18 protein-coding genes are annotated in these 20,862 nt (G+C 69.0%); 8 read left to right on the plus strand and 10 right to left on the minus strand.

All coding sequences use genetic code 11. The annotated features are described in order from the left end of the window. The first annotated feature begins 285 nt into the window (after window positions 1-285). The gene (gene rquA, locus CCR97_RS12880) at window positions 286-1,035 is read left to right on the plus strand and encodes a rhodoquinone biosynthesis methyltransferase RquA (protein WP_201159542.1); all 750 of its coding nucleotides are present in this window, start codon (window positions 286-288) and stop codon (window positions 1,033-1,035) included. A 205-nt stretch (window positions 1,036-1,240) separates the two neighbouring features. After that, window positions 1,241-1,936: a rhodoquinone biosynthesis methyltransferase RquA gene (rquA, locus tag CCR97_RS12885; protein ID WP_111358995.1), complete on the plus strand. Its 696-nt coding sequence runs from the start codon at window positions 1,241-1,243 to the stop codon at window positions 1,934-1,936. Between the two features lie 185 nt (window positions 1,937-2,121). Here rquA (CCR97_RS12885) and CCR97_RS12890 read toward each other — a convergent pair whose 3' ends face one another. The 10 genes from CCR97_RS12890 to CCR97_RS12935 form a co-directional block, all read right to left on the minus strand. Further along, complete coding sequence (locus CCR97_RS12890; protein ID WP_170146118.1) at window positions 2,122-2,622, minus strand: TIGR02444 family protein; 501 nt, start codon at window positions 2,620-2,622, stop codon at window positions 2,122-2,124. Window positions 2,623-2,635: 13 nt separating this feature from the next. Next, the gene (locus CCR97_RS12895; RefSeq protein WP_111360678.1) at window positions 2,636-3,358 is read right to left on the minus strand and encodes an enoyl-CoA hydratase/isomerase family protein; all 723 of its coding nucleotides are present in this window, start codon (window positions 3,356-3,358) and stop codon (window positions 2,636-2,638) included. A gap of 141 nt (window positions 3,359-3,499) precedes the next feature. Further along, on the minus strand, window positions 3,500-5,305 hold the full coding sequence (locus tag CCR97_RS12900; RefSeq protein WP_111358399.1) for a gamma-glutamyltransferase family protein: 1,806 nt from the start codon (window positions 5,303-5,305) through the stop codon (window positions 3,500-3,502). 163 nt (window positions 5,306-5,468) lie between these two features. Then, complete coding sequence (locus CCR97_RS12905) at window positions 5,469-7,148, minus strand: methyl-accepting chemotaxis protein (protein WP_111358400.1); 1,680 nt, start codon at window positions 7,146-7,148, stop codon at window positions 5,469-5,471. Window positions 7,149-7,490: 342 nt separating this feature from the next. Continuing rightward, a complete protein-coding gene (locus CCR97_RS12910; RefSeq protein WP_111358401.1) occupies window positions 7,491-8,324 on the minus strand; it encodes a cupin domain-containing protein in 834 nt (277 codons plus the stop codon). A 103-nt stretch (window positions 8,325-8,427) separates the two neighbouring features. Then, the gene (locus CCR97_RS12915) at window positions 8,428-9,933 is read right to left on the minus strand and encodes a tripartite tricarboxylate transporter permease (RefSeq protein WP_111358402.1); all 1,506 of its coding nucleotides are present in this window, start codon (window positions 9,931-9,933) and stop codon (window positions 8,428-8,430) included. A 6-nt stretch (window positions 9,934-9,939) separates the two neighbouring features. Then, window positions 9,940-10,437, minus strand: coding sequence for a tripartite tricarboxylate transporter TctB family protein (locus tag CCR97_RS12920; protein WP_111358403.1), 498 nt, complete (start codon window positions 10,435-10,437; stop codon window positions 9,940-9,942). Window positions 10,438-10,612: 175 nt separating this feature from the next. Further along, a complete protein-coding gene (locus tag CCR97_RS12925) occupies window positions 10,613-12,331 on the minus strand; it encodes a CocE/NonD family hydrolase (protein ID WP_111358404.1) in 1,719 nt (572 codons plus the stop codon). A 260-nt stretch (window positions 12,332-12,591) separates the two neighbouring features. Then, window positions 12,592-13,611, minus strand: a complete 1,020-nt coding sequence (locus CCR97_RS12930; RefSeq protein WP_111359121.1) for a Bug family tripartite tricarboxylate transporter substrate binding protein — start codon at window positions 13,609-13,611, stop codon at window positions 12,592-12,594. Between the two features lie 164 nt (window positions 13,612-13,775). Further along, window positions 13,776-14,174, minus strand: coding sequence for a cupin domain-containing protein (locus tag CCR97_RS12935; RefSeq protein ID WP_111359122.1), 399 nt, complete (start codon window positions 14,172-14,174; stop codon window positions 13,776-13,778). Window positions 14,175-14,710: 536 nt separating this feature from the next. Between CCR97_RS12935 and CCR97_RS32300 the strand changes: the two genes are divergently transcribed. The 6 genes from CCR97_RS32300 to CCR97_RS12965 all read left to right on the plus strand — a co-directional run bounded on the left by CCR97_RS32300 (window position 14,711) and on the right by CCR97_RS12965 (window position 20,853). Beyond that, the gene (locus tag CCR97_RS32300) at window positions 14,711-15,592 is read left to right on the plus strand and encodes an NAD(P)-dependent oxidoreductase (protein ID WP_111359120.1); all 882 of its coding nucleotides are present in this window, start codon (window positions 14,711-14,713) and stop codon (window positions 15,590-15,592) included. Next, window positions 15,589-16,002 carry a cupin domain-containing protein gene (locus tag CCR97_RS12945; RefSeq protein ID WP_111359119.1) on the plus strand — a complete coding sequence of 138 codons (414 nt, stop codon included), beginning with the start codon at window positions 15,589-15,591 and terminating at the stop codon, window positions 16,000-16,002. The genes CCR97_RS32300 and CCR97_RS12945 overlap by 4 nt, the downstream gene beginning before the upstream one ends. Further along, a complete protein-coding gene (locus CCR97_RS12950; protein ID WP_111359118.1) occupies window positions 15,999-16,697 on the plus strand; it encodes a 2-keto-4-pentenoate hydratase in 699 nt (232 codons plus the stop codon). Before CCR97_RS12945 ends, CCR97_RS12950 begins: the two co-directional genes overlap by 4 nt. A gap of 337 nt (window positions 16,698-17,034) precedes the next feature. Next, window positions 17,035-19,122 carry a carbon starvation CstA family protein gene (locus CCR97_RS12955; RefSeq protein ID WP_111359117.1) on the plus strand — a complete coding sequence of 696 codons (2,088 nt, stop codon included), beginning with the start codon at window positions 17,035-17,037 and terminating at the stop codon, window positions 19,120-19,122. Then, window positions 19,115-19,327, plus strand: coding sequence for a YbdD/YjiX family protein (locus tag CCR97_RS12960; protein ID WP_111359116.1), 213 nt, complete (start codon window positions 19,115-19,117; stop codon window positions 19,325-19,327). Before CCR97_RS12955 ends, CCR97_RS12960 begins: the two co-directional genes overlap by 8 nt. Before the next feature lie 197 nt (window positions 19,328-19,524). Further along, window positions 19,525-20,853, plus strand: coding sequence for an ABC transporter substrate-binding protein (locus CCR97_RS12965; protein WP_111359196.1), 1,329 nt, complete (start codon window positions 19,525-19,527; stop codon window positions 20,851-20,853). Window positions 20,854-20,862 lie beyond the last annotated feature (9 nt).

Consider the following 20,862-nt stretch of genomic DNA (forward strand, 5'->3'; position numbering starts at 1 on the left):
CGGCATCTCCTGCTCGGATCGCTCCGGTGCCGCACCGCCCGCCCCTCGGCGGCGCACCTCGCCGCGCTCCGCGGCCGCACCGTGCTCCGAGCCGGCCGAGTATCGGCCCGCCTCAGGGAGGCGGCAATCGAAATCGGCCGCACCACGCCGGCACTGATGGCCCATAAGCAACACTGCGTAAGGGCTCCATGACAAGGGTTCTGTAAAGCCAAGGATGTTGCGTCCGGCGGGTGTGTGCTATGCGGTAGATTAGGAGCTGTTCGGTCCGGAGCGGGGGAGAACGACATGGAGTCAGCGGTCGCGACACAGGCCGTTTCGGGCGGCACCCAGGCCGGGATGCCGCATCGCGAGGCGGCCTCGGCGCCGGCGATTCCGTCGTATCTCGACGTGCATTACTGGTGGGCCTATGTGCACCCGAACGCCGTCAAGGTGTTCGAGCGGCAGTGGCTCGCCAACCTGATCCTGTGGGGCAACTACGCCCGCCTGCGCGACGCCGCGCTCGATCTGCTGGGCGACGTCCTGCCCGGCCGCACCCTGCAGGTCGCCTGCGCCTATGGCGACCTCACGCCGCACCTGGTCGAGCGGGTGAGTGCCGGCCAGGGCGCGGTCGACATCGTCGACGTGCTGCCCGTGCAGCTCGACAATCTGCGCCGCAAGCTCGCCGCCGACGCGCCGGCGCGGCTCCTGGAGACCGATTCGTCGGCCCTGCCGCTGCCCGACGCGAGCTACGACCGCGTGCTCTTGTTCTTCCTGCTGCACGAGCAGCCGGAGAGCTGGCGCCGCCGCACGCTGGCCGAGGCGGTGCGGGTGCTGAAGCCGGGCGGCCGCCTCGTCATCGTCGATTACGCGAAGCCGCACTGGTGGAACCCGTTGCGCTACGTATTCGCACCGGTGCTGGCCGCGCTGGAACCGTTTGCGCTCGATCTCTGGCGCGAGGACGTCTCGGGCTGGATGCCGGCCCTGCCGCCCGACCGGAAAATCGAGCGGCGCTCGTATTTTGGTGGACTTTATCAGGCGCTGGTCGTCGATCGCTGACCATCGTTGCGCCGCCCGCGCATGGCGGACGTGCCCGGAGTTTCAGTCTTGCGTTTTCTCAAGGTGTTGCACGGGGGCCAATGCGATGGTCGATCCCAGGGGGCATGAACTCTTGCGGGATCCCCCACCCGCTTCGAGGTCACTACACATGCAGAGTGCTGCAGTTCGATCGTCGACTTCGGTGCGAATCGAGGCCGGCTCGCCGGTGGACAGTGCGAAAGCTCCCGTCGTCTCCATTCCTTCTTATCTCGAGAAGCATTACTGGTGGGCCTATATTCACCCGAACGCGATCCGTTTCTTCGACCACCAGCCGATCATCAACTTCATCCTGTGGGGCAACTACGCCAAGCTGCGGAACGCCGCGCTCGCCGAGATGGGCGACGAGCTTCCCGGCCAGACCCTGCAGGTGGCCTGCGCCTATGGTGATCTGACGCCGCATCTCGCCGATCGCGTCGCCGCCGGCGGGGGCCGGCTCGACGTCATCGACATCGTGCCGGCGCAGCTGCGCAACGTGCGCCGCAAGCTGAAGGCCGACGCGCCGGTCCGCCTCCTCAACATGGATTCGGCCGACCTGAACTTCCCGGATGCGAGCTACGACCGCGCCATCGTCTACCTGCTGTTCCACGAGCAGCCGGTCGAGCATCGCGAGAAGACGCTGGCCGAGATCTTCCGGGTGGTGAAGCCGGGCGGCAAGGTGGTCATCGTCGACTACGCCAAGCCCGACTGGTGGCACCCGTGGCGCTACTGGTTCAAGCCGGTGCTCGGCTATCTGGAGCCGTTCGCGCTCGACCTGTGGAAGCACAAGCTGACCACCTGGATGCCGGCGCCCTGGTCGAAGACCGAGTGGCCGCGCCAGTCCTACTTCGGCGGCCTGTACCAGAAGATCGTGATCACGCGCTGATCACGGTTCTTCCCCTCTCCCTGAGGGAGAGGGTCGGGGCGCGCGACAGCGCGCACCGGGGTGAGGGTTTACGGCGCTGGTTGGCTAGCCTCGGCCCCCCTCACCCGGACTTCGCGCCTTCGGCGCGAACCCCGACCTCTTCCCGCTGGGGAGAGGTGATCGGAGTGCCTGACCCGCTTCGTGATCTACACCACCGCCGAAACCAGCCGCTCGACCGCCGCGGCCGGAAATGCCGTCCCCATCGCCTGCGCCAGCGTCTCGACATTGGCCCCCACCGCGGCCTCCGGCGGCGTGCCGTCGGGGACGGGCAGCGTCGCGGCGAGGCCGAACAGCGCCTCCTGCTCCAGCCGCTCCGCCTCGAGCTCCAGCCGCTTCACCTGCGTCCGGAACGCCTGCGCCGCCGCAGACGCGACCAACGGCGGCGCGTCCTTCAGGCACCGCCGGATCATGCGCAGCGGCACCACCACGTCGCCCGCCCAGCCGGCCGCGGCGTCGCGCACCCGCAGGATCTCGCCCGCATCGAGCCGCCGCCCCTGCGTGCCGAGCCACATGACGAACAGCAGCACGTTGACGTCGACGCCGTGGTCGTCCTGGAGGGCGAGGCAGGCCTCGGCGACGCTGGGCTTTCGGTAGGTCGCGAGCGAGAACCGCCAGAACGGCGAGCCGTTCTCTTCGATCAGCTCCACGCGGCGGCTCCCTCTACCGCTCGCGTGACGACAGCACCGTCGCGAGCGCGTTGGCCGAATAGTCGGCGAGCCCGCGCGGCTCCATGTGATAGGCGACGCGCAGAAAATCCTTCACGGCGACCAGCGACGGCGCCGCCCGCGACGTGACGGTCGCCAGCACCTTGTCCAGCGCAGCGTCGAGCTGGGCCTCCGGCACCACGGTGCTGACGAGCCCGATCTGCAACGCTTGTTCAGCCGTCAGCTCCTCGAGTGCAAAGACCATCCAGGCGAGCGCCTTCTTCGAGACGTTCGGCACCACGGCCGACATGGCGAGCGTCGGCGGCAGATTGTGCTCCATCTCGGGGAGCTTGAAGCGTGCCGTGTCGGCCGCGATGGAGATGTCGCAGGCCGACGTGACGGCCGTGCCGAAGCCGTGCGCGGCGCCGTGCACGAGCGCGATGACGGGCTGCGGCGCCGCCTCGATCGCCGCATAGGCGGCGAGGATCGGCTCGAGCGTCGAGGTGCGCAGCGCCAGCGCGTTGGGGGCGCCCGACCCGTCGCGCGGATCGCGGCCGCGGCAGAAGTCCGGCCCGTTCGCCCGGATCACGATCGCCTTGGCGTCTGTCGCCGAAGCCTCCTTGATGGCCGCGGTGAGCTCGCGCACCTGCGCGATGGTGAGGAGGTTCTTCTCCTCCGGCCGGTCGATCACCAGGGTCACGACCGCGCCGGCGCGCGACGATCTGATCACGTTGCTCATGGGGGTCTCTCTACGGCCTCTCGGTCGTCATGGCCGGGCTTGTCCCGGCCATCCACGACAGTGACTCGCGGGCATTCTCGAAAAGACGTGGATGCCCGGCACAAGGCCGGGCATGACGGATTCGGAAGACGGCAGCCGCCCTCACCGGCCGGCCGCGTAGCCCTGCATGCCGCGCGGATTGGCGGCGGCGCGGCGGCGCCAGCCGTCGCGCGAGGCCGCGGTGAGGCGGCCTTCGGACCACGCCGGCCCGACCTCGACGACATGGCCGCGGGCGGCGAGATCGCGCCGCACCTCCTCGGACACCCGCTCCTCGATCACGAGGACGCCGGGACGCGCGGTGCGCGGCCAGAACGAGATCGGGAAGTGCTCCGAGTGCCAGGCCGGCGCGTCGATCGATTCCTGCAGGTTCAGCCCGGCATGGACGTGGCGCAGGAAGAGCTGCAGGTTCCACTGGTCCTGCTGATCGCCGCCCGGCGTGCCCCACGCCAGATAGGGCTCGCCGTCGCGCAGCGCCAGCGTCGGCGACAGCGTGGTGCGGGGCCGCTTCCCGGGCGCGAGCGCCGCCGGGTGCCCCTCCTCCAGCCAGAACATCTGGGCGCGCGTGCCGAGGCAGAAGCCGAGCTCCGGGATGATCGGCGACGACTGCAGCCAGCCGCCCGACGGCGTCGCCGAGATCATGTTGCCGTCGCGATCGATGATGTCGAAATGCACCGTGTCGCCGCGCACCTCGCCGGGCTTCGCCGCGATCTTGCCGACCGTCGGCTCGCCGGCGCCGGCCGCGACCGGCACCTCGCCGGCGCGGCGCAGCTTCACGTCGCCGCCGAAGCCTTCGACCGAGCCGGGCCGCAGCTCCAGCGACGCCGCGTCGGTGACGAGCTTGCGGCGCGCGTCGTTGTAGGCGTCGGACAGCAGCACATCCATCGGCACCTTCACGACGTCCGGATCGCCGTAGAACTTCTCGCGGTCCGCATAGGCGAGCTTGGCGCATTCCACGACGGTGTGGATGAACTCCGCCCCGGCGACGTCGAGCCCGTCGAGCGCGAAGCCCTTCAGGAGCGCGAGCTGCTGGAGCAGCACCGGCCCCTGCGACCACGGCCCCGCCTTGCACACCGTGTAGCGCCCGTAGTCGTAGGTGAGCGGCGCCTCGATGCGCGGCTTCCAGGTCGCCATGTCGTGGCCGGTGAGGATGCCGCGATGGGCCTCGCCGGACGTGTCCATCACCTTCTGGGTGCGGCAGAAGCGATCGATCGCGTCGGCGACGAATCCCTCCGACCACGCTTTCCGGGCCCGCGCGATCTCCTGCTCACGTCCGCCACCGCCGCTTTCCGCCTCGCGCAGGATGCGCGCATAGGTGTCGGCAAGGCCGCGATTCACGAACAGGCTGCCGGTCTCCGGCACGGTGCCGCCGGGGAGCCAGACGGCGGCCGAGGTCGGCCAGTGCTGGCGGAACAGCGTCTCAACCGAGCGGATGGTCGCATGGGCGCGCTCGACCAGCGGGTGGCCCTCGCGGGCGTAATAGATGGCGGGCGCGAGCACGTCGGCGGGACGCAGCGTGCCGTATTCGGCGAGCAGCATCATCCAGGTCTCGAACGTGCCCGGCACGCAGGCGGCCAAAAGCCCGGTGCCCGGCACCATGTCGAGGCCGAGGCCGCGGTAGTAGCGGATGGTGGCGCCGGCCGGGGCCGGCCCCTGGCCGCAGATCACCTCCGGGCGCCCCTTGCGCACGTCGTAGAGCACGATCGGCACGTCGCCGCCGGCGCCGTTGAGATGCGGCTCCACCACCTGCAACGTGAAGGCGGTGGCGACCGCCGCGTCGAACGCGTTGCCGCCCTTCTCCAGGATCGACATGCCGACCGCGGTCGCGATCCAGTGCGTGGAGGTGACGACGCCGAACGAGCCTTCGATCTCGGGGCGGGTGGTGAACGGGTTTGGATTGACGTTGCTCATTACCGTTTCGGGGTAGGAACGCGGGGCGGCCATTCGGCGGTCCGACGCCGGCTTTGTCAACGGACCCGAAACGAAAAAAGCGGCCGGTTTGGCCGGCCGCTCCTCGATCTCCTGCGCCACGGCAGGACCCGGGCACGCCCGCGCCGCCGGGGACCGTCCCGCCTCAGGCGGCCCGCACCATCGACAGGAACGTCTCGATCTCGGTCTTCAGGCGGTTGCTCTCGCCGGCCAGCGACTGGGCCGAGGAGAGGACCTGCGAGGCGGCCGCGCCGGTCTCGCCTGCGCCGAGATTCACCTGCGAGATGTTGTCGGCCACCTGGGTGGTGCCCTGCGCGGCCTGCTGGACGTTGCGGGCGATCTCGTGCGTCGCCGCCCCCTGCTCTTCCACGGCCGCCGCGATGCTGCCGGAGATGTCGGAGATCCGCTTGATGGTGCCGCCGATCTCCTTGATCGCGCCGACCGCCACCTGGGTCGCCGACTGCATGCCGGCGATCTGGGCCGAGATGTCGCCGGTCGCCTTGCCGGTTTGGGCGGCGAGCGCCTTGACCTCCTGGGCGACGACCGCGAAGCCCTTGCCGGCCTCGCCAGCGCGGGCCGCCTCGATCGTGGCGTTGAGCGCGAGGAGATTGGTCTGCTCGGCGATCGCCGTGATCAGCTTGATCACGTCGCCAATGCGGTTCGCCGCCTGCGACAGCTCGTTGATCTGATCGTCGGTCCGTTGCGCCTGCTGGACGGCCTCACCGGCGATGCGGGCGGATTCGGCGACCTGGCGGCTGATCTCGCCGACCGACGACGACATCTGATTGGTGGCGGAGGCGACCGACTGCACGTTGGCCGAAGTCTCCTCCGAGGCGGTCGCGACCGTCGTCGACAGGGTCTGAGTGGTCTCCGCGGTCTTGCTCAACGTCACCGCCGCCCCCTCGAGATGCGACGACGCCGTGGAGACGGTCCGGACGATCTCGCCGACCGCCGCGTCGAACCGATCGGCGAGGCCGAGCATGGCCTGCTTGCGCTCGACGGCCGCGCGCTCGTCGCGCTCGCGCTGCTGCTTGGCAAGCGCCGCCATCCGCTCGGCATTGGCCGCGAAGGCGCGGGCGATGTCGCCGATCTCGTCCTTGCGCTCGCCGCCCGGGACGACGGGCGACTCGCCGGCCGGAACAGACTGCACGGCACGGCTGATCGCCACCATCGGCTGCACCATGCCCTTGTTGAGCAGCATCAGGAAGCCGCCGACCATCGCCAGAATCACGACGGCGCCGCCGATCATCGTGACCCGGGCCAGCTCGGCCGCTGCTGCCGCCGCACCGCTGCGCTCCTTCAGGAGACTCAGCTCGATGTCGGAGATCTCCTTCGCCTTCGCCCGGATCCCGTCCATCGCGGTCTTGCCGGCGCCGGACAGCTCGATCTGACGCGCCTCGTCGAGCTTGGCGGGGTTCTGCAGGATCGACTGGACGCGATCCGACACCGCCTGCTTCCAGGACTGGACCATGCGGTCGACGTCGTCGAACCGGCGCTGCTGGGCCGGATTGTCGGCGGTGAGCTGGCGCACCTCGGCGAGAGCCTTGGCGTAGGTGGTCTCGCCGTTGCGCAACGGCTCGAGGAAGCGCGCGTCACCGGACAGCAGATAACCTCGAATCCCGGTCTCGCGGTCGACCATGGCGGCGACCAGGGTGTCGACCCGCATCAGGACCTTGTAGGTGTGCTCGGTCATCTGGGCAGCAGATTCGAGCCGGCCGGTGACGACCCAGCTGATCCCGCTGATGGCGAAGCTGACAGCGAGCAGACAGACGAAAGCGATCGAGATCTTCCGCAGCGTCCCGAGGTCGCTGAAGCGCCGAATCATGTCCTGGTCCTTGATCGTATCGAGAGGAAGGCGCGGGGGTGCGCACGCGCTGGCACGCGTAAAACCTGCGACGGTTTTGGAGAAATTCGCCTCGGCCCGATTAAGAACTCGTGTATGGGCGAGCGTCCCACCTTCGGTGTTTTGCTTGTTTTTTCCGGAGCGGATCGGCTCCTGAAAGCCGGTCGACGTGATTTGTCGGCCCTCCGCTAGCCCTTTCTGGCTATGGAGTGACGGTCGCCCGACCAGAAGCGGCTATTCTGGTCGGCCGCCGGCGCCGCCGGTGACAACACGCGCCGCCATCCGAAAGGCCGTGGCCGTTGCGCTTCTGGATCGGCCCCGTCCTCACACCTCCGCCATCGGGCCGTGGGCGTGCTTCTCGATGGTGCGGGAGGGGGCGCCGCCGCGATGGTTCACGCCCATCGGGATCCAGGTGCAGACCTTCGAGGGATCGGCCCAGACGGTGGCGACCGCGCTCGGCACGAAGAACTCCGAGAAGATCATGTCGCCGGTCTCGCCGCCCTTCACCCAGTGCGGCTCGCGGTCGTGATAATAGACGACGTCGCCGGTCCTCACCTGCATCTCCTGCGTCTCGCCGGCGTAGCAGGTCCCCTGCCCGGCCAGGAAATACATGAAATGCGCGCCGCCCTCGTGATGGTGCACCGGGCAGGTGGTGCCGGGCGGATAGATGATCATCTCGCCGCGGATCGCCCGCACACCGAACATCTTCGGCGTCACGATGTAGATGCGCTTGCGGGCGTCGTGCTCGGACTTCAGCAGCGGCTCCTCGCGCCAGTCGACGAGCCGGAACGGTGGCGGGCTCTTCAGCACGGCCGGGTCGAGCGAGCCGACGTCGGGCACCAGGGCGAACAGCAGCGTCGCGCCGCCTTCGCTGTCGAGCGTGCCCGACAGGCCGGGCGGCAGGAGACCGATATGGGTCGGCAGCACCGCGGCGTCGCCGTCCGGCATCCGCAGGGTCGCCGAACCGTCGATCATCTGGAACCAGCCGAGCGCATCGGGCGCGATGTCGAAGGTCACGGCGGTGCCCGGCGACAGCACGATGCGATCGAGCTCGAACAGCACGCCCGGCACCCGCGCCGCATCGAGCAGCCGCTGCCGCGTCACGTCATCGGCCAGCGCCTCGGCCACGACCTCGCTCTCGTTGAAATGGATCGCCATGGTGCTTCTCCTTGCGTGCAGTTCAAGTCCGATCGTTCTCGGCCATTCCGGGGCCGGCGGGAAACGCCGGCGCCGGAATGACAGGATCACGGCGCGGACCGGATTACTCCTGGAACGCCTGCTCGCGGCCCGAGCGGATCGCCGGCAGGGCGACGATCAACAGGAGAATCGCGGCGCAAATCAGGAGGCCCAGCGAGATCGGCCGGTCGACGAAGATCATCGGATCGCCACCGGAGACGCGCAGCGCGCGGCGCAGGTTCTCCTCCATCAGCGGGCCGAGCACGAAGCCGAGGATCAGCGGCGCCGGCTCGCAGGCGAGCCTCTGGAACACGAAGCCGGCGACCCCGAAGATCGCCGCCATGATGACGGCCGCGGCGCTGTTGCTCACCGTGTAGACGCCGATGGCGCAGAACAGCAGGATGGCGAGATAGAGGAAGCGGTAGGGCACCTTCAGGAGCTGCACCCAGAAGCCGATCAGCGGCAGGTTGATGATGACCAGCATCAGGTTGCCGATCCACATCGAGGCGACCATGCCCCAGAACATCTGCGGCCGCTCCGTCATGATCTGCGGCCCCGGCTGGATGCCGTGGATCATCAGCGCGCCGATCATCAGCGCCATCACCGGATTGCCGGGGATGCCGAGGGTGAGCATCGGGATGAACGAGCTCTGCGCACCGGCGTTGTTGGCGGCCTCCGGCCCGGCGACGCCCTCGATGGCGCCGCGCCCGAACATGCCGGGCCGGTCGGAGACGCGCTTCTCCAGCGCATAGGCCGCGAAGGCCGAGAGCGTCGCGCCGCCGCCGGGCAGCACGCCGAGCACGGCGCCGAGCGAGGTGCCGCGCAGCACCGCCGGCCAGCCGCGGGCGAAGTCGTCGCGCGTCGGCCACAGGCGGGTGATGCGCTTGGTGACCACGTCACGGGCAGCGTCGTCGCGCCCGGCCAGATTCGCCATGATCTCGCTGATGCCGAACAGGCCGATCGCCAGCGTCGCGACGTCGAGCCCGTCGGCGAGCTCGTTCAGCCCGAAGGTGAAGCGCTGGCCGCCGGTGTTGCCGTCGGTGCCGATCAGACCGAGAAGCAGGCCGAGCACGATCATGGCGATCGCCTTGACGACGGAGCCGTGCGCCAGCACCACGGCGGCGATCAGCCCCAGCAGCATCAGCGAGAAGTACTCTGGGGAGCCGAAGGACTGGCCGAGCCGGGCGAGCGGCGGCGCGAAGCCGGCGATCAGCGCGGTCGAGACGCAGCCGGCGAAGAACGAGGCGAGCGCGGCGGCCGCGAGCGCCGCGCCGGCGCGGCCCTGGATCGCCATCTGATGGCCGTCGATCGTGGTGACGACCGACGAGGTCTCGCCCGGCAGGTTGATCAGGATCGCCGAGGTCGAGCCGCCGTACTGGGCGCCGTAGAAGATGCCGGCCAGCATGATCAGGCCGGCGGTCGGCTCGAGATGGAAGGTCAGCGGCAGCAGCATCGCGATGGTGGCGATCGGCCCGATGCCAGGCAGCACGCCGATCAGCGTGCCGATCATCGCACCGATGAAGGCGAACAGCATGTTCCACGGCGTCAGCGCCACCGAGAAGCCGAGCGCCAGGTTGGAGAGCAGCTCCATGACGACCTACCACACGGGCCAGACCGGGATCGTCAGCCCCAGCCCGGCGATGAACACGGCCCATGCGAGGCCGACGAGGAAGACGGCGGCCAGCGCGGCCTCGGCGACGCGCAGGCCGCGCCCGGCCAGCGTGCCGATGGCCACGAGGAGCAGGATCGAGAGGACGAGGCCGAGCCGCTCCAGCGAGACGCCGAACACCACCAGCGCGAGGAAGACGAGGATCACGGGACGCGCCGCCTCGCGACCGATCGGGAACTCGCTGCGCTCCGCGCCCGCCGCCATGAAGCCCCGGAACGCGACGACGGCGCCGAGGCCGAGCAGGATCCAGCACAGGAGGCGCGGCACGTAGCCGGTGCCCATGCGGCGCGCCGTGCCGATCGGATAGTCCTGCGACAACCACAGCCCGAAGCCGGCGATGGCGACGAACAGCAGGCCCGCCAGCACGTCGCGGTGGATCAGCCGCCGCCACGGCCGCGTCATCGGGAAGCCGGACGTGTCGGTCATGCGGGGCTCCTCATGACGTCAGCCGCCCATCTCTCGGTCATTCCGGAAGCCGAGCGAAGCTCCGCTGCCCGGACTCCATACGCCCGGCCCCCATGAGGCAGGACAGGGGATATGGAGTCCGGGCTCGCGGGCTCACGCCCGCGCCCCGGAATGACGGAGGTGGGTAGCGCCCCGCTCATCGCGCCGGGATCACCGGCAGCAGCAGGAATGACTCCTTGTCGCCGCCCGAATGGATCGTGTTGGTGCCCGTGTTGTAGTCGGCGTGATAGTGCGTGTAGTGGACGCTCCCCACGCCGTCGCGCGGCTGGATGTCGAGCCGCAGGCGATGGCCCTTGCGGAACACCATCGAGGTCGGCCAGATCTCCACCTCCACCTTCACGACCTCGCCGGGCGCCAGATAGAGCCGCCGCTGGTGCCGGTGATACGGCCGCCACGGCTTCGTCAGCTCCGGATCGAGCTCGCGATGCGAGACGCGCAGCCAGCCCTTGGCGATCGGCACCTGCTGGCCCTGCTGGCCGATCTCCCACACGTCGTTGCCGTCCGGATCGATGTCGCGGATGGTGAGGAACAGATCCATGTCTTCGGTGGCGCTCGACACCCACAGCGTCGCGGCGACCGGCCCGGTGATCTCGGTGTCCCGATCGAACGGCGCCGTGTCGAGCGAGATGCCCATGCCGGCCTGCATGGCGCCCGACGCGAGGAACGTCGACGATGCCGAGGCCGAGCCGCCTTTCGAGGAGCCGCTCGCGTTGTAGGTGCGCGACGACGTGACGGCCGGGTTCTCCGGCACCAGCGCGCCGCTGTTGGCGGGCGCTCCCGGCGCGGGAGCCGAGAGATCGAGATGCATCTTGGTCCACTGCGTGCGGGCGAGCGGCCATTCGTGCTCGTCGCGCCAGACGCCCTCGCCGTTGCCGTGGCGGATGAACAGGCGCACCGGCGGCTCGTCCATCACGCCGTTGTCGACGCCTTTGAGGAAGTGGTCGAGGAAGCGAAGCTGCTCGTTTCGCGCGGATTCCGTGTAGAAAGGATGCACATGCGTGCCGGAATGCATGCGCAGCTTCTTGTGCCTGGAGGCGGCGCGCATGAAGCCTTCGGTGTTGCCGCGCAGATGCAGGCCCATGCCGGACCAGTTGCCGACCGAGAACAGCGGCACCGTGATCCTGTCCCACTGCGCCTGCTCGCCCGCGAAGGCGCCGCTGTCGAGATTGTGCCGCACCCAGCGCCACAGCGTGTCGGCCGTGAAGGTGTCGGGATTGTCGCGATAGGCGCGGCCGATCAGATGATGGCAGAGGTGGGTGACGAACCAGTTGGTCATGAACTGGTTGAGGATGCCGCCGTGGAACAGCGCATCGCGATAGAGATCGGCGAAGCCCTCCCACGGGACGATCGCGGCGAGCGACGGCGGCTGATGATTGGCGACGAACCACTGGTTGATGGCGAAATAGGAGATGCCGATCAACCCGACCTTGCCGTTACACCAGGGCTGCGCCGCCGCCCACGCGATGGCGTCGCAATAGTCGAGCGACTCCTGCAGCGACCACGGCTCGGTGCGGCCCGGCGACTTGCCGGTGCCGCGGGCGTCGACGCGCACGCAGGCATAGCCGCGCGGCACCCACCATTCGGGATTGACCGTCTCCCAGTTCATCAGCGGGTTCGGCTTCTCCTCCAGATTGTCCGGCGGAATCCAGACCTTGTCCTTCTGATAAGGACCGAGATTGAGGAGCGCCGGCACCCGCGTGTCGGCGGCAGGCCGCAGCACGTCGGCCTTCAGGCGCGAGCCGTCGCGCGTCGGCACGTCGACGTCGCGCTCGACCACGATGTCGCTGATCGTGCCACCCACGGCAGTCCCGGCGCCGCCGGTCGTCTCGCTCTTCACGTCCAGCACTGAGGACACTCCGTGTCACGTTGGTTCGAGGAGATAAGATCGGGTGCAAGATTCGCCGGCGTTTTCACCTCTCCCCGCGTGCGGGGAGAGGTCGGACTTTGCGCCGGCAGGCGCGAAGTCCGGGTGAGGGGGCGCCTCCGTATCCACGAGAGGCCCCCTCACCCCGACCCTCTCCCCGCGGGCGGGGAGAGGGAGAGCGGACGCTGCGGACCGAGATAGGGAGCACAAGCGCAGCGGGGAGAGGGAACACGGGTGCCGCGCGGCAGGCCCTACTCGGCGAGCTCGATCTTCACCTCGTCGGCGATCGTCTTCCAGGTCTTCATCTCGTCGGCGAGCCAGGTCTTCGCCTCGGCGACCGACTTGCTCGGCACGACGTTGAAGTTCTGCTTCTTGAACGCCTCCTGCACGGCCGGTGCCTGCATGGCCTTGACCGCGGCCTTGTACAGCGTCTCCAGCACCTCGGGCGGCGTGCCGGCGGGTGCGAACAGGCCCTGCCAGGCGATGGTGCCGACGCCCTTGAAGCCGATCTCGTCCATGGTCGGGACGTCCGGATAGTCCGGCAGCCGCGTGTGGTTGACGAGCGCGAAGGGCCGCAGATTGCCGGCCTTGATCATCGGCGCCGTGGAGGCGACGTTGAGGAAGGCGAACTGTGCGTCGCCCGACACGAGGTCGTTGATCACGCCCGAGGCGCCCGCCTTGTTGTGGATCGCCACCATGTCGAGATCGCCGGCGCGCTTGGCGAACAGGGCCGCGTCGTAATGCGGATAGCTGCCGACACCGACCGAGCCGTAGCGCACTTTGCCGGGGTTCTTCTTGGCGTAGTCGACCAGCTCCTTGGCGTTCTTCGGCGGGAAGTCCTTGGTGGTGGCGACCATGAACTCCGGGATGTCGACGAGGCGCGTGACCGGGACGACATCCTTCACGTAGTCGATCTTGAACTTCTTCGGGAACAGCACCGGCGTGATGGCGTTCGTGGACACGTTGCCCACCATCAGCGTGTAGCCGTCGGGCTTCGCCCGCGCCATCTCCTCGATGGCGATGATGCCGAAGGCGCCCGGCTTGTTCTCCACCACGAAGGACTGGCCGAGATCCTGGCGCATGTGCTCGCCGATCAGCCGCGCCACGATGTCGGTGGCGCCGCCGGGCGCGTAGGGGACGATGATCTTCACCGGCTTGGACGGATACTTGTCCTGCGCGGCCGCGGTCGTCGCGGCCACGAGGCTCGCCGCCACGCCGCCGGTCACGGCCAGGCAGACGGCCGCCGTCAGGCTCAGCACGCTCTTCCTCATGCTCTCCTCCTCGGGATGCGTCCGTCGATTTTTGGGGGGCTGACGGATCGTTGGTTCGCTTCATGAGACGTCTCGGCCGCGTAGCGCCGTGGCGCGGGGCGACCGACGGGTCGCCCTCGGCGCGTGCGCGTCGTCTCACGCGCGCCGCGCAGAGCCGGACGCCGTCACGCCTTGATGCCGTGCAGCGAGTGCGAGGCGTCCTTGACGGTGAAGAACAGCACGTCGCCGGCCTCGGTGGCGCCGCCCGAATGGATCGTGCCGGCCGGGATGTAGACCAGCGAGCCCGGTCCGGCCTCGACCGGCCGATCGCCGATCGTCGCCCGGAACGTGCCCTCGAGAATGTAGATCCACTGCTCGTTGGGATGCGAATGCGGCTCGGCGCCGGTGCCGGCCGGCATGCGCATCAGCCCGACGATCATGCGGTCGCCCTCGACGCAGGCGCCGTTGGCGGTCGAGTAGTCGGGACCACCGAGGATGTGGTTGACCTTGGCGAGCTCGAACACGTATTCGCCGGGCGCGGCGCGCTTGGCGCCCGGCGTCCGCGCCGCGCCGTGTTCGCTCATGGTGGGAGCGTTTGCGCTTCGCTCGCCCACGGTGGGATCGCTCGCGCGCGGGTCTTTCGCAGCCGCGGCCGGCTCGCTCATGCGTCTCTCCCTGGTCGATTCTTGTTGTTCGTGTCGCGGTCGTGTCGCCGCGTCGGTTGGGACGAGCTTCGGCGGGCGCTCGTCAGTTTGTCAATTGCGAAACCCGCGGCACTGCGAAGCGGGTTCCGCATGCCGAGACGGTGGATCTCGGCCACGTCCCTCCGTGATGGCGTCGCGACACTTCGTATGACAAGCGGACGCCCCTCTTTCGCACCGCACAACGAATCCGCCGGGTGTGCCGGATCCGGGACGTCGCCCGAATAGGCCGGCGCGAGGCGTTTCGTCCCGCCCACGCGCGTGTCGTCCCGCTTGCGCAAGCGCGGGCGGCACGGCAGCATGCGGCGCCTTCTTCCCCCGCGCCCTTCCGTTTCGCGGCACGACACGACGCCGGCCCGCCTCGCGCGGCCTGCGGTCGCCGCCGCGCCGGACGGCGCCAACCCCCGAGGAGAACAACGGTGGAGATCGGATTCGTCGGTCTCGGCGACATGGGATCCCTGATCGTGCCGCGCCTGATGGCGGCCGGGCACCGGGTCACCGGCTGGAACCGCACCAGATCGAAGGCCGAGCCGCTGATCGCGGCCGGGATGGCGTTCGCCGAGACGCCGCGCAAGGCGGCCGCGAACGCCGACATCGTCTTCTCGATCGTGACGGACGGCGCCGCCGTCGAGCAGGTCGCGCTCGGGCCGGACGGCATTCTCGCCGGCCTGCGCGAGGGCGGCATCTATGCCGACATGAGCACCATCGCGCCGCATGTCAGCCGCGGCGTCGCGGAGAAGTTCGCCGCCGCCGGCCGCGTGATGCTCGACGCGCCGATCTCCGGCAGCCCGGTCACCATCCAGGCCGGCCAGGCCTCGGTGATGGTCGGCGGCGACGAGAAGGCTTACGAGACGATCACGCCGGTGCTGCTCGCCATCGGGCCTAAGGTGATGCGGGTCGGCGGCAACGGGCTGGCCTGCCAGATGAAGATCGCCGTCAACCTGCTTCTGATGGTCGAGGTGATCTGCTTCGGCGAATCGGTCGCGCTCGCCGAGAAGGGCGGGGTCGATCGCGCCGTCGCGGTCGAGGCGATCCTCAAGAGCGTCGCGGCGTCGCCGGTGCTCGGCTATCGCGGGCCCTTCATCCTGGAGGGCAAGATGCCGGCGAAGCCGCTCGCCGACGTGACGCTGCAGCAGAAGGACATGATGCTGGCGCTCGATCTCGGACGCCGGCTCGGCAGCCCGGTGCCGCTCGCCGCCGCCGCCAACGAGATGATGAACGCGTGCCGGGGCCTCGGCATCGACCACCGCGATTTCGTCGCCGCCCACGAGGTCTATCGGCGGCTGGGAGGACAGTCATGAGCAAGATGTTCCGCACCACCATGGACGCGGTCCCGCTGGTGGAGGGCCTCAAGCGCGACGACGGCTGGATCGACATGCAGGTCCAGTTCCTGATCGACAAGAAGTCGGCCGGAGCCGACCACGTCGTCGGGTGGACCGTGCTGAAGCCGGGCGCGAGCCACGAGGCCCACCTCCATCGCAACTGCGACGAGTTCTTCATCGTGCTCGAGGGCGAGGGCCACATCATCACCGGGGACGGCCTCGAGCCATCCAAGAAGGGCGACGTCGTCTACTCGCCGCGCGGCTGCTGGCACGGCTTCAACAACACGTCCGACAAGGACGTGGTGCTGGTGTGGGGCTGGATGGGCGCCGGCTCGATCGCCGACTCCGGCTACGAGACGCCGGAGAGCGTCGCGGAGGGCAAGCGATGAGCGGTCCGCTCGACGACCCGCGGCTCGCCCGCGGCATGGCGGCCCAGATGGAGCTGCGCCGCGGCGCACTCGCCGGCGGCGCCAGGCCGATCGGCTGGAAGGTCGGCTTCGGCGCGCCGGCCGGCCTCGCCAAGCTGAAAATCGCGGCACCGATCGTCGGCTTCCTGCTCGACCGCAACGTCGTCGCCTCGGGCGGGACGGTGGCGATCTCGCGCTTCGCCATGCCGGTCGCCGAGCCGGAGATCGCCGTCGAGATCGGCACCGACCTGCCGGGCGGCGGCGACGAGGCGGCGGCGGCGGCCGCGATCGCGGCGCTCGGGCCCGCCATCGAGCTCGCCGACTTCTCGCCGCTCGACGACCCGGAGCCGATCCTCTCCGGCAACATCTTTCACCGGCACGTGATCTTCGGCCCGCGCATGCCCCGGCCGAACGGCGACACGACCGGTCTCGTCTCCACCGTGCTGCGCGACGGTACGTCAGTGCCGGCTCCGGACGACGTGACCGCCAACACGGGCGGGCTCGTGCGGATCGTGCGCCACGTCGCCGATACGCTGGCGGCGCTCGGCGAGACGCTGCGGGCCGGCGACGTGATCATCGCCGGCTCGATCACGCCGCCCCTGATGCTCGGCGCGGAGGATCGCCTGCTGGCGCACCGTCTGGCGCCGATCGGCGAGGTGACGGTCCGGTTCTCCTGATCCGCGCCCCGCTTGCCCGTCGCCGGTCCGGCGGCGGGCATACTCGGCCACCGTGCAGGAGACGGAGGCGCCGTAATACCCCTTATACGTTGTCGTTATGATCGATCGCCTCGGGCACGCGAAAGTTGCGTGACTCCGAAAATTTCGCGAGAACCCTGAAATTCAAAAGAGTTGCACGTCCCGATAAGGACTCGTCCGACTATAGGGCATTCCCCTTTCTTGATACGCCAGCCGCAGTGAACGTTTATTGCGTGCCGCGTGTTCTCGTTGCGGCCGCGCCTCACTGCACCTCTCTGCACTTGTCACTGCACTGGCGGATCCGGATCAGGAGAATCCCATGACTGCACTCGTGCGCAGCAACCCCAGAGGGCATTGGGCCCTCTGGGTCTTGATCGTCTTGGTAGGCACCGTCTCGCTCGGGATGGTCGCCCTCAACCGGGGCGAGAGCATCAATGCCGCTTGGCTGGTGGTGGCCGCCGTCTGCGTCTACCTGATCGCCTACCGGTTCTACGGGCTGTTCATCGCCGAGAAGGTGCTGAAGGTCGACCCGGCGCGGCCGACCCCGGCGCAGCGCCACAACGACGGGCTCGACTACGTCCCGACCAACAAGTACGTGCTGTTCGGGCACCACTTCGCCGCCATCGCCGGCGCCGGCCCGCTGGTCGGCCCGGTGCTCGCGGCGCAGATGGGCTATCTGCCCGGCACGCTGTGGATCCTGGCCGGCGTCGTGTTCGCCGGCGCCGTGCAGGACATGATCGTGCTGTTCATGTCGACGCGGCGTGACGGCCGCTCGCTCGGCGACATGATCCGCGCCGAGATGGGCCCGGTCGCCGGCGGCATCGCGCTGGTCGGCGTGCTCCTGATCATGATCATCCTGCTCGCCGTGCTGGCCCTGGTGGTCGTCAAGGCGCTGGTCGGCAGCCCGTGGGGCACCTTCGCGGTGGTCGCGACCATCCCGATCGCCATGCTGATGGGCGTCTACACCCGGTTCATCCGGGTCGGCCGCATCATGGAGATGTCGATCATCGGCTTCGTGCTGCTGATGACCGCGCTGATCTTCGGCAAGACCGTCTCCGAGACGCCCTCGCTGGCCGTCCTGTTCGACTGGAAGGGCGAGACGCTGGCCCTCGCCATCATCGGCTACGGCTTCGTCGCCTCGGTGCTGCCGGTGTGGCTGCTCCTCGCCCCGCGCGACTATCTCTCGACCTTCCTCAAGATCGGCACCATCTGCCTGCTGGCCATCGGCATCATCGTCGTCCAGCCCGAGCTGAAGATGCCGGCCTTCACGAAGTTCATCGACGGCACCGGGCCGGTGTGGGCCGGCAGCCTGTTCCCGTTCCTGTTCATCACCATCGCGTGCGGCGCGGTCTCGGGCTTCCACTCGCTGATCTCGTCGGGCACCACGCCCAAGATGATCGAGAACGAGGATCAGATCCGCCTGATCGGCTACGGCGGCATGCTGATGGAGTCCTTCGTCGCCATCATGGCGCTGATCGCCGCGACCGTCATCGAGCCCGGCGTCTACTTCGCCATGAACAGCCCGGCCGGCGTGATCGGCACCACGGTCGAGAAGGCCTCGCAGGTCATCTCCACCTGGGGCTTCCTGGTGACGCCCGAGATGCTCAGCCAGATGGCGAGCGACGTCGGCGAGCACACGATCCTGTCGCGCGCCGGCGGCGCGCCCACCCTCGCCGTCGGCATGGCCCACATCCTGTCGGGCCTGATCGGCGGCAAGACCATGATGGGCCTGTGGTATCACTTCGCCATCCTGTTCGAGGCGCTGTTCATCCTGACGACGGTCGACGCCGGCACCCGGGTCGCCCGCTTCATGATCCAGGACCTCGTGGGCAGCGTGATCCCGCCCTTCAAGAACACCGAGTCGTGGGTCAACAACCTGATCGGCTCGGCCCTCTCGGTGACCTGCTGGGGCTACTTCCTCTACCAGGGCGTCGTCGACCCGCTCGGCGGCATCAACACCCTGTGGCCGCTGTTCGGCATCTCCAACCAGATGCTGGCCGGCATCGCCCTGATCCTGTGCACCACCGTCCTGTTCAAGATGAAGCAGGAGCGGTACGCCTGGGTCACGCTGCTGCCCACCACCTGGCTGCTCGCCTGCACGCTGACGGCCGGCCTGCAGAAGATCTTCCACCCCAGCCCGCGCATCGGCTTCCTGGCGCACGCCCAGGTGTTCGGCGACGCGCTCGCCCAGGGCAAGGTGCTGGCTCCGGCCAAGAACCTCGAGGAGATGAGCCGGGTGGTCTTCAACGACTACATCAACACGGCGCTCTCGGCGGCGTTCGTCGCCGTGGTCCTGTCGATGCTGGTGTTCGGCTTCATCAGCATCCGCAAGGCGCTCGCGAGCTCGCGGGTCACCACCGCGGAGGTCGGCGGCGTCAGTGGCACCGCGCGGGCGGCCCATGCCTGAGCCGGGCCCCAGCACGCTCGGCCTCGCCGGGTGGGCCGTTCGCACGGCCCGCCTGATGGTCGGGGTGCCCGACTACGACACCTATGTGGAGCACCGCAAGGTGACCCACCCGGACGAGCCGGTCATGACCTGGGAAGAGTTCTTCCGGGAACGGCAGGACGCCCGGTACGGGTTCGGCAAGAACGGCCGGTTCCGCTGCTGCTAGGCCGGCGCGGAGCCGGGCGGGATGCGAAGGGGCGGCCCACGGGCCGCCCCTTTCGTTTGGCGCACGCCACCCCGAGACGGCCGGCGCCCGAACCGGTGGATGGCCCGGCGGCCCGCGCGTGACCGCGCCCGGGTTCATGGCTATGCTCCGCCGCTCCGCCATTCCAGTCCCGTCACCGCCCAGGTGAGTTGCCTCCGATGATCCGATTGCTCGCCGTCCTCGGCCTCTGCATGGCCGCCGCGACCACGGCCCTCGGGCCCGCGCAGGCGCAGGCACCCGCCCGCGTCACCGTCGTCACCTCCTTCTCCAAGGACGTCACCGATCCGGTGAAGAAGGCCTTCGAGCAGGCCACCCCCGGCTTCACGCTCGAGGTCCAGAACCGCAACACCAATGCGGGCGTGAAGTACATCGAGGAGACCCGCGCCAAAAACCAGGTCGACCTGTTCTGGGCCTCGGCGCCGGACGCCTTCGAGGTGCTCAAGGGCAAGGGCCTGCTCGCCAAGCACCAGCCCAAGGCGACCGGCATTCCGGACAAGATCGGCGCCTTCCCGATCAACGATCCCGAGGGCTTCTATTTCGGCTTCGCGGCGTCCGGCTACGGCATCATGTGGAACACCCGCTACGCCCGCGCCAACAAGCTGCCCGACCCCAAGGAATGGAGCGACCTCGCCAAGCCGATCTATTTCGATCATGTGGCGATCGCGGCGCCGTCGCGCTCCGGCACCACGCATCTCACCATCGAGACCGTGCTGCAGGGCGAGGGCTGGGACCAGGGCTGGCGCACCGTCAAGGAGATGGCGGGCAACTTCCGCCAGGTGACCGAGCGCTCGTTCGGCGTGCCGGAAGGCGTCAACTCCGGCCAGTTCGGTGTCGGCATCGTCATCGACTTCTTCGGCTTCTCGGCCCAGGCCGCCGGCTTCCCGGTGAAGTTCGTCTATCCGAGCGTGACCACCATCGTGCCGGCCAACGTGGCGATCGTCGCCAATGCGCCGAACCGCGCCGGCGCCGAGGCGTTCATCGACTTCCTCCTGTCGGACAAGGGCCAGGAGGTGCTGCTCGAGCCGACCATCCGGCGCCTGCCCGTGAACCCCGCGACCTACGCCAAGGCGCCGGCCGACTATCCGAACCCGTTCAAGGATCCGTCCCTCGGCTCGCGCGTGAAGTTCGATCCCGACGTGTCGGAGAAGCGCACCGCCGTGGTCGACGCGCTGTTCGATCAGCTGATCACGTTCCAGCTCGACAATCTGAAGGCCGCCACCAAGGCGATCCACGAGGCCGAGGCGGCGCTGGCGAAGAAGGACAACGCGCAAGGCCGCGCGCTGGTGAAGCAGGCGCGCGACCTCGTCGCCGCCATGCCGGTGACGGCCGCGGAGGCCGCCTCGCCGGAGATCGGCGGTGCCTTCACGGGCGCCAAGGAGAAGGGCGCCCGCCAGGCCGAGCTGGAGAACCGCTGGGCCGGTTTCGCCCGCGACAACTACGCGAGCGCCAAGGCCAAGGCCGACGAGGCGACACGGCTGGCGAAGTGAGGCGACGAC

The organism is Rhodoplanes elegans (assembly GCF_016653355.1).
Taxonomy (GTDB): Bacteria; Pseudomonadota; Alphaproteobacteria; order Rhizobiales; family Xanthobacteraceae; genus Rhodoplanes; species Rhodoplanes elegans.